A 10099-nucleotide genomic window follows, 5' to 3' on the forward strand; every position below is an offset into this window, starting at 1 on the left:
CGAAAAGGAGCAGATTTGTTTGGGAAAATTAAAATTAGTGGCAATTGATAAGTCCTATCGCACGGGCAATCAATACCTAAATGTTTTAAAGAAAATATCGTTAGAATTTAGAGAAAGTGAATTTGTCTCAATCCTTGGACCGTCGGGGTCAGGGAAAACGACCTTGTTAAATCTTATTGGTGGTTTAGATCAATATGACTCAGGTGATCTCGTTATTAATGGCTATTCAACTAAGCACTTTGGCAACAAAGATTGGGATGCCTATCGTAATCGCTCGATCGGGTTTGTCTTTCAGAATTATAATCTAATTGGTCACCAGTCTGTCCTTCAGAACGTTGAGATTGCTATGACCCTGTCAGGTGTTTCAAGCGCAGAACGTAAGCAACGGGCAACGAAGGCATTAGAAGAGGTTGGCTTAAAGGACCATATACAAAAGAAGCCAAATCAACTGTCAGGCGGGCAAATGCAGCGGGTGGCAATTGCGCGTGCCTTAGTAAATAATCCAGATATTATTCTTGCTGATGAGCCGACCGGCGCACTAGATTCAAAGACAAGCACCCAAGTCATGAAGATATTACAAGAGGTTGCTAAGACAAGACTTGTCATTATGGTCACGCATAATGAAGATATCGCAGAAGAGTACAGTACACGGATTATTCGTTTCCTTGATGGTGAAATTCAATCAGATAGTAACCCAATTGAGACGACAGACAGTGTCAAAGCTGAGAAGCCAATCAAAGCTAAGAAAAAGAATCGCACATCAATGTCACTGTTCACTGCACTATCGCTGTCCTTTAAAAATCTATTAACCAAAAAGGGCCGGACGATCTTAACAGCCTTTGCTGGAAGCATTGGTATTATTGGCGTTGCCCTCGTCTTGGCATTATCTAATGGATTATCAGGCCAGCTTGACGTGATGCAAACGGACACACTAGCAAATTTTCCAATTATGATTGATACTGGTGAGCAGTTTGTTAATTTTGATGAAATGGGTCCACCTGATCAAAATAATGGTGACTTTGAAGAGTATCCTGACGATACCGTTATTTATCGCTATGATAACATGGAGAATTTCTCAACACATACCAATGTGTTAACCGATGATTTTCTTGATTATGTTGATCAAATGGAGACAGAGATTGCCGATGCGATTGATAATGTTTCATACACACGTGGGGTCGAAATCAATCTTCTCGCACAGCATGATGATCAGGTTGTCAAGTTTCAAACGACATCAGACGCAATGATGATGCCAGGTATGCCGGGAATGGGTGGTCAGGGTACACATTGGCAGGAAATGCCGAGCGATGAGGACTTTATTTTAGAAATGTATGATTTCATTGGTGAAGGAAGTCGCTTACCCGCGGCTGATAATGAGGTTGCGATTGTCATTGATCGCTACAATCGAATTAGCACTGAGTTTTTTGATAAGCTGGGCTTTGATGAGGCTGAAGAGAGCTATGATGTCACAGACTTTATTGGCGAAACCATGCTTAAGGTGATCCCAAATGATTCGTATTATACGGAGGAGGAGAATGGGTTCTTTAGCCCTGCCAATCCATCTGCGTATCAGGATTTATTTGAGCAAGAGGAAGGTAAGGAACTTGTCATTACAGGTGTTTTACGGGAAAAAGAAGACGTTACGACTGCCTATTTCGAAGAGGGTTTCATCTATACGGCAGCTTTAACGGATTATATTGTTGCCAACGCCCAGGACTCTGAAATTGCCCAGGCGCAAGAAGAATCTGACCTGGATCTCTTATCAAATGTGCCATTTCAAAACGATGCAATGAAAGAGCAAGCGTTAATCCGTCTAGGGGCAATTACAACACCAACTGGAATTAATATTTATCCAACCAGCTTTGCAGCTAAGGATGAAATTAAAGCTGAACTCGATAACTATAATGAAGGGTTAGCTGAGGAAGACCAAATTGTCTATAATGATTTAGCTGAAATACTTGGTGATATTATGACCGATATGATTAACACGGTAACGTATGTGTTAGTCGGCTTCGCTGCTATCTCCCTAATTGTATCGACCATCATGATTGGTATTATTACGTATGTGTCGGTCATTGAGCGAACCAAGGAAATCGGTATTCTGAGGAGTGTCGGAGCTCGGAAGAAGGATATTTCCCGCGTGTTCAATGCTGAAACGCTTATTGTTGGCTTTGTAGCAGGTTCATTAGGAATCGCACTTAGTTATTTACTTATTATCCCAATTAATAATTTAATTGAGATTCTGACTGACATTCCTAATGTTGCCAGCTTAGCTATTATCCCAGCTGTTATTTTAATTGCGGGGAGTATGATCTTAACGCTAATTGCTGGCCTTATTCCAGCGAGAATGGCGGCGAAGAAAGATCCGGTTGTGGCATTAAGAACGGAGTAAATTTAAATTAATAAAACTTTTTTTGTAGGCTACTTTGGTCCAATTAGGGAGCAAAGTAGCCTGCTTTTTTTCTAGAGCATGTTAATAGCTTTGTTAGTAAAATAAACGGTATATACTTCGTCCTCAATTTCATAAAGTGGTTTAAAAACAAAGTTTTGTGACTGATGTCTGGTCAAATAATTATTTTGCTGCCATGGAAAGGTTTCGTAGGTATGCTCCGTTTGCGGCATAAGAAATGTTTTTGGATTAGTACAATCTCCTGTCAATCCGCAGTCACTCTTTACTAAACCAGCTAATACAATCGGACCATCAATGACAGCTACTAGCTCTGGCAAATCAGGTAAAGCTTCCACACGCAGCTCACTAGGGAAGAAGATACTTAGCTGATCATCCTGCCAATCATGGGTAAGGTCAAAATACCCGTTATGAAGTTCAACTTGAATAGCGACACCATTTAGCTGGACAGACGGTTTTCCGGTTACCCATGCTGGTACACGAAATGAAAGTGTGCGTTTTCTAGCTTGCGTCGATTTAATTGAGAATTTTAATAACCAGCGCGACATTTGACTATCATCATGCTCATCAAAAAAGGCTTGGTCATTATAATACTTCATGGCAATGGCCTGTTTAAGGTGGATGTCTTGATATGTTAATTCAGATGGGATATATTGGCTAATAATTATCTTCTCGGTTGCAGCATCTTCAAAGTAAATAAGCTCGGGATAAAAAGCTTGGGCCTGAACCATTGTGCCATGGCAACACCAGAAATCCCTTGTTTTACTGCCCCATTTCTTCTGGCTTCCTGCTGCAAGAGGAAGAAAGTAAGTGGGCATACCAGTCTTAGCATTTTGCTGAGCAAGAAAACCGTTGTACAGGTTTCTTTCAATATAATCAGCGTATAATGGATCGCCGGTCCATTTATAAAGATATTGCGCTGTTCTGGTCATATTATACACCGTACAAAATTCTTGATTTCTTTCGCCAAGAAATTGACCTAACATAAATGGTGGTGTCCAAAACTCTCCCGCATTTTGTCCTCCCGTACAGTACATACCTCTCTCAGATACAGCATTTTTCCAAAAAAGCTCGGTAATGGTGCGCCATTTCTCATCACCAGTTAGTTCGTAAAGCTTCGCTGCACCGTGAGATAATGGAATACTTGCATTGGCGTGGCAATTGGTGAGGGCATCCTTTCCTTTAAGTAACTTAGAGAACAAGCCAGCATCCCAATAACGCTTAGCTAGGTTTAAGTACTTGTCATCTTTTGTAATCCCATAGAGGGATGCCCAAACTTCAAGCATACCGGCTTCTTCTCCTTTATAGGCAGCGTGAGAGTTTGTTTTTGCTAACCGATCGGTCCATCTAATGTACCAGTCACTTAAGTGATCAAGAATATCAAGTGCCATTAGGTTATTGGCATGTAGATAGGCATTCATTAACCCCATCATTGTTTTGTGCATGGTGTATTGAGGTGACCATACATGTTGATTATTCTCTAGCTTGTTAAAATATTTTTCTGGAAATGATCCGACCCATTCACCGCCATTTAATTCCTGACACCTAGCTAGCTCGGAAATAATTATATCTAGCTTTGCTTTTAATTCAATATCTTTATCTGTCGCAATGTATGAAGCAGCGGCAGAGAGCCAGTGACCGAGAAAATGGCCTCTGAGTTGACAAGTTGGTGCTTCCCACCCCCAATGGAGCTTTGCTGTTTCGGGGTTATCGATTACTTGAAGACCAGGGAGGACAATACCAGCTTCAAGATAAAAATTTTGCAATAAGCAGGTTGTATCTAGTTCTAGAAGATACTCTCTGTTTACCTGCATTCTTTCTCGGAAGATACCAGGCAATAAAATCACATTTTTTTGATTAATAGCGTTGAGCATATAAATCTCTCCTTCTTAATTTAGTGAGCTGCAAATAGTTTAATAGTGAATTTACATGTATTATATTGATAAGATTAACCGTATACAATAGAATAAATAACGAATAACATGTATTTTTTGCTGATTATATTGGTTTCTTATTATAATGATAAGAGTAATTTATCGGAAAATTATTGATGAGTGATTAGCTATGTGCTTAACGAAACGTGCGCACCTAAGTAGAGGGGGGAAGTATGGTGAAACAGCATTTATGTGAAATTCCATGTGGCAGTATGCCGGTAATTAGTGAGACTAATTTTGGTAAAGTGACAAAGCCATTGTTGCATCTGGATCGAAGTGCGAGCTTTAGTGTACTCATATACGTCGTAGAAGGAGAAATGGAGATTTTTGAGGATGGCATCCCTTATTTATTAACCGCGGATACATTATTTTTTTTGAAAAGTGGGGTTCATCATTGGGGCGAAAAGCCGTTTCTGCAAGGGACTTCATGGTATTATGTCCACTTTGAATTTCCTAACGTAGCACAATCAGTAGAAAAAATTTACAAGAATAAGATGCAGCAGGAAGAGATAATGGATATTGCTGAATACAAAATTATTTTGCCTAAAATTATTAACTTTGCGCATAATCCTGCGATTAAATATTTAATAAAGCAGATTGTGACGAACTATAATACCGGAAGGCTAATGCATGCCTCGCTATTACTGTGGAATGTTCTGTATGATTGTTTTGAAAAAGACAGCCCTGAGCATCAATCCGAGTCGTATCCAATTAAAATTAACCAATTAATGCATTACTTAGAAGAATTTTATTATAAAAAAATTACTCATGAGGAGATTGAGATGGAGCTCGGTTTATCATATAAGTATTTGTCTGCATTACTTAAAGAATGCCTTGGCAAAACGATTAAGCAATACCAGCTTTCGATCCGATTAAAAAAAACTGTCGAATTACTATGTGAGTCGTCACTTTCCATTGCAGAAATATCAAGAGAAACAGGATTTTATGATGAGTTTTATTTTAGTAAGATATTTAAACGAGAATTTGGTATGCCACCATCACAATACAGACAAATTTATACAACCAGAATTTAATAAGATTTAGCACCCCACGGAGCGCCTAACGTGTGGTGCTGTACTGCATAAAGCGGGTCAAGCCGCTGTCAATTGTTAATGCTGTTGTTTCCGATACTTTCCTGGTGAGGTTCCATAAGTCCGCTTAAAAACACGATGGAAATAGGGATAATTGCCAAAGCCACACTTCTCGGCAATGTGCTCAAGCGTCATATTGGTATAGGCCATATGGTTGACCGCTGTTGTTAGCCGGATATGGTGGGCATACTCAATCATTGTTCGATTAGTATGTTCCTTGAACAAATGGACAGCACGAGATACGCTGAGATCAACTTCAGCAGCAACATCCTGAATGGTTAAGCCAGCTAAGGCATTCTCCTCAATAAATCGTTTCATTTTTGTTACAACAAACGGATAATTAAGGGCAGATCGTTCTTGGCGATCCTGCTTTATTGCTAAGCAAATGGATTTAAACAGGTGCATTTTTAAATCATTATTCTGCTCTGTTGGTGGTCTTCTTGTTTCACTAGCAAGAAAACGCCATAGTGCTGAAATCTGATCAATATCATGAATTTTAACATGAAAGGGTTTATCCATTGAAGCCCACCAGCGATTAATCCAAGCATCTTTACCAAACAGATGGAAGTCACCACTTGTTTCACTATCTGCTATTTCAAGTCGATACCAGTTATCAGATGGGATAATGGTAATCGATCCTTTCTCTAATGGGAAAGTCTGTTGATTTACGGTAGTTGTCGCCTTGCCCTCGGTTTGCAACCGAATAAAAAATGCACCTGCACTAACTTTTCTTGTTTCATCATAGCCATTTGTATGTAATGAATAACCACAGTGTCCAACCTTCATAAGCTCACCTCTTTTAGCAAAATCGGATATGTATTTATCATATCATCTATACCCAAATATGCAATTAAGGCGTAATATGGTGTTAAAATCATTAGTTGTATTTGTAATCGCTTACCTTAAAGTGTCATAATCGTAAACTTAAGCTTTAATTATCTAGGAGGATATAAATGAATATATTAATCTGGAATGAAAATCGTCATGAGAGGCGTGATTTTGTAGCGAGGCGAATTTATCCAAACGGAATTCATGGTGTCTTGTCTGACTGCTTAAGAGCAGCGGGGCATGTTGTAATAACTGCGACTTTAGACGAACCTAATCATGGTTTATCAGAAGAAAAGCTGGCAGAAACAGATGTGTTTATCTGGTGGGGTAACCTTGCACATGCTGAAGTTGATGAGCAAATTGTTGATATGGTTAATCGGCATGTTCTGGCTGGAATGGGATTAATCGTGTTACATTCAGGCTATTTCTCAAGCGTGTTCAAAAAGCTAATAGGTACGAGCTGTCGGCTCAACTGTAATGGAACGGAATCATCAGAGAAAATCTGGAATGTTAATCCCAGTCATCCAATTACTCGAGGGGTTGGGCAATTTTTTGATTTAGCTGAGGAAGAGGTTTATGGCGAGCATTTTGATGTGCCAGAGCCAGATGAGCTGATTTTCTTAAGTTGGTTTAAAAGTGGGGAGGTTTTCAGGAGTGGGATGACTTTTTATCGTGGGAAGGGTAAGATCTTTTACTTTAGACCTGGTCATGAAACGTATCCTACCTATCATAATAAATACGTGCAAAAGGTCATAAAGAATGCGGTCAATTGGGCAAGACCCATTCATAGCTCCGTAAATCAGGATATAGAGTTAGATCAGATTGAAATGATCTATGAGAAAGAATCGTTTATCTAGCATTATAAATAAAGCTGTCCCTAGATGCGTACCGACCGCAAAAAGTTAGTAGTAAAAGTAACCTTTGCGGCTGAATACCAGATAAAGGGACAGCTGTTTAATTCGATAGTGCTTTAATGGCGTCCTGAACAGTTAAATAGGTATGCAAATGCTTGAGATGATTACCGATCTCAATTGTTTTAATGGCAAGCTCCGGTCTAATTCCGGTTAATATAAGCTGTGTCCCAATTAACTGAGTGAGGTCGTGAAGCTTTAGCAAGGATGAAGCAACATACGTGTCTACTTCATAAAGTCCAGACAGGTCTAGAATCAAATAGTCATTCTTCGATTTAGAAAGATAGGTAGATACTGAGTGAGTTAGATGATCAAGGCGGGACTGGGTAATACCACCAATTAAAGGAAGAATGGAAATATTATCATTAATCGGAACAATAGGGGTAGAAAGTTGTTCCATTTCCGTTAATGCATCCTTTAATAAACGCTCCTGCTCTTTAAGCTCAGTTACGTCCTTCTGAACACCGACAAAATACAACTTTTCTTTGCCATCCTCTTCAATCCACATTGGATCAATCGTTAGTTCATTCCAAAATCCGCGTCCGTCTTTAGTATAGTTGTACAACTGAAGCGTTAAAGAGGTTGCTTTGCGAATAGCTTCTCGAATCTCTTCAATAGCCTCTGAACTAGTCAGTTCTCCTTGGAGAAATCGGCAATTATTACCAATTATTTCCTCGGAAGTATAACCAGTCAAATTAATAAAACCTTGGTTAACAAAAACAATGGGGTGATCAGGGAGACTAGGATCGGTAATTATTAATCCGACATTAGTATGATTAAGGGCCTCACGAAATAAATGCTGATTTTGTTCATTTAACACGATTCATTCACTCCTTACTATAAAAAATTATGGCATGAATAGCACAATAAATCAATTAATTCCTATTAGGAATAATTAACTAGGGTGTGGGGAATTATGGCGACCTTATTCGCGCATTAAATTTATAAAAAATTGCCTGAGTAGCTGATAAAAGTAGAGGAGCGTGGAAAAAAGGTAAGAGTCGCGGATAAAAGCAGGGAAGCGCGGATAAAAACGTAAGAGTTGCGGATAAAAGCAGAGGAGCGCGGATAAAAAGGAAAGAGTCGCGGATAAAAGCAGTGAAGTACGGATAAAAAGGAGTGAGCCGCGGATAAAAGCAGTGGAGCGCGGATAAAAAGGAGTGAGTCGCGGATAAAAGTAGAGGAGCACGGATAAAAAGGAGTGAGTCGCGGATAAAAGTAGAGAAGCGCTGAAAATAAACATCAGAGTAACGAATATGATATGGACATTCTAAAAATCGCTTGCAAGTAGAAGGAAATTTATAAAATAAATGCGAATTAACAGGAGGCTTGACGTATTTATATAAAAGAAATAGACTAGCTTTATTGTAGCTTAGTTGACTGTAAGCCTCCCTTTAAGAATAGGAGGAGAATCCCAATATGCTAAGTAGCCGAGAAAGAAAACCCGCGCTGGTTGCAGATACACTTTATTAGTTTGAAATGAGGAATTTAAGATGTTTAAAATATTACGTTTGCCCTTTAGAAAATTACCGCAGCTCTCTACGTTTCAATTATTTGTCATTTTTTATTTAATGGCTATTTCTATTGCTACACTGGTATTAAGTATGCCCTTTTTTCTTGAAGATGGTGTTACCGTTTCGTTTATTGATACCTTGTTTACGGCTATAAGTGCGATTAGTGTTACCGGTTTAACTGCTGTACCGATTGAATTAACCTTTAATACAGCTGGTTATTTTGCTTTAGCTTTTATTTTGCAATTTGGTGGTATTGGAATTATGACGCTGGGTACGACTATTTACCTTCTTCTCGGAAAGAAAATTGGCATCCGCGGACGTCAGCTTATTTCAGTCGATCAAAATCGATCTACTCTATCTGGTTTAGTTAAACTCATGTTAAAGATTCTTAGAACAGTTTTGTTTATTGAGCTTGTTGGCATGATAATTTTGAGCCTGCATTATCTTAATTATTTTGATACCTGGCAGGAAGCTTGGCTGCAAGGTTTTTTTGCATCGGTAAGTGCGACGACTAATGCTGGTTTTGATATTACTGGGGCGTCACTAGAGCCGTTCGCGAACGATTATTTTGTTCAGATTGTTAATATGTGTTTACTCGTGTCAGGGGCAATCGGTTTTCCCGTGCTTATGGAAATTGAACAGTGGTTGTTTATGCGCAAAGCAGAACGCCATCGGTTTCGCTTTAGCACCTTTGCTAAGCTAACCACGACTACTTTCTTTTTATTAGTATTATTCGGTGCAGTTATCTTCTATTTATTAGAACGGCAGCATGTTTTAGCTGACGATAGCTTTCTAACTGCTATTATTCATAGTTTCTTTCAATCAATTACAACACGTAATGGGGGCTTACAGACATTAGACATTAATCAATTCACCCCGACTACACTTATGTTCTTCTCATTCTTAATGTTTGTCGGTGCTTCCCCTAGTAGTGTCGGGGGTGGCATTCGAACGACGACTTTTGCAATTGTTTTATTGGCGATTTATCATTATGCCAAAGGCCATACCGCAATTAAAGTATTTAAAAGAGAGATTGCCAGGGAGGATGTCTTGAAGGCGTTTATTGTAATGACAACTGCCCTGTTCCTTTGTTTACTAGCTGTTCTTTGCTTGTCAATTAGTGAGCCGTTTTCTAATTTAGAAATTACCTTTGAGGTTTTTTCTGCCTTTGGAACAACTGGGCTTAGCTTAGGAATCACCAGTGACTTGACGGTGTTTGGCAAGATCATCATCATGATCATGATGTTTGTCGGTCGGATTGGAATCTTTTCCTTTTTATTCATCATTAGAGGAAAGCCAACGAAAGACTTATATAAGTACCCGAAAGCTAAGATGATTATTGGCTAGTCCTGTTTCAACTACAGGTAAGTTTCTAAAAAAAGACAAAAACCGAGCGTAATAGCGGTAAACTGTT

Annotated in this window: 7 protein-coding genes; 4 read left to right on the forward strand and 3 right to left on the reverse strand. The window is 39.1% G+C overall.

The features are described from left to right. Positions 1 to 19: 19 nt before the first annotated feature. Positions 20 to 2392 carry an ABC transporter ATP-binding protein/permease gene (locus BM000_RS06080; RefSeq protein ID WP_091495892.1) on the forward strand — a complete coding sequence of 791 codons (2373 nt, stop codon included), beginning with the start codon at positions 20 to 22 and terminating at the stop codon, positions 2390 to 2392. Between the two features lie 71 nt (positions 2393 to 2463). Here BM000_RS06080 and BM000_RS06085 read toward each other — a convergent pair whose 3' ends face one another. Beyond that, on the reverse strand, positions 2464 to 4281 hold the full coding sequence (locus BM000_RS06085) for a beta-L-arabinofuranosidase domain-containing protein (RefSeq protein ID WP_091495894.1): 1818 nt from the start codon (positions 4279 to 4281) through the stop codon (positions 2464 to 2466). Positions 4282 to 4514: 233 nt separating this feature from the next. On the opposite strand from BM000_RS06085, the gene BM000_RS06090 reads away from it, so the two are divergent. Further along, positions 4515 to 5375, forward strand: a complete 861-nt coding sequence (locus BM000_RS06090) for an AraC family transcriptional regulator (RefSeq protein WP_091495896.1) — start codon at positions 4515 to 4517, stop codon at positions 5373 to 5375. Positions 5376 to 5450: 75 nt separating this feature from the next. Here the strand turns inward: BM000_RS06090 and BM000_RS06095 are convergent, their stop codons facing one another. Next, on the reverse strand, positions 5451 to 6218 hold the full coding sequence (locus BM000_RS06095) for an AraC family transcriptional regulator (protein WP_091495898.1): 768 nt from the start codon (positions 6216 to 6218) through the stop codon (positions 5451 to 5453). Between the two features lie 167 nt (positions 6219 to 6385). Between BM000_RS06095 and BM000_RS06100 the strand changes: the two genes are divergently transcribed. Then, on the forward strand, positions 6386 to 7117 hold the full coding sequence (locus tag BM000_RS06100; RefSeq protein ID WP_091495900.1) for a ThuA domain-containing protein: 732 nt from the start codon (positions 6386 to 6388) through the stop codon (positions 7115 to 7117). 97 nt (positions 7118 to 7214) lie between these two features. On the opposite strand, the gene ytvA is transcribed toward BM000_RS06100, so the two are convergent. Continuing rightward, on the reverse strand, positions 7215 to 7991 hold the full coding sequence (gene ytvA / locus BM000_RS06105; protein ID WP_091495902.1) for a YtvA family blue-light photoreceptor: 777 nt from the start codon (positions 7989 to 7991) through the stop codon (positions 7215 to 7217). 673 nt (positions 7992 to 8664) lie between these two features. Between ytvA and BM000_RS06110 the strand changes: the two genes are divergently transcribed. Beyond that, positions 8665 to 10032, forward strand: a complete 1368-nt coding sequence (locus BM000_RS06110) for a TrkH family potassium uptake protein (protein WP_177178228.1) — start codon at positions 8665 to 8667, stop codon at positions 10030 to 10032. The last annotated feature ends 67 nt before the right edge of the window (positions 10033 to 10099 follow it).

Origin of the sequence: Amphibacillus marinus, from assembly GCF_900110345.1 — a bacterium.
GTDB classification, from domain to species: Bacteria; Bacillota; Bacilli; order Bacillales; family Amphibacillaceae; genus Amphibacillus_D; species Amphibacillus_D marinus.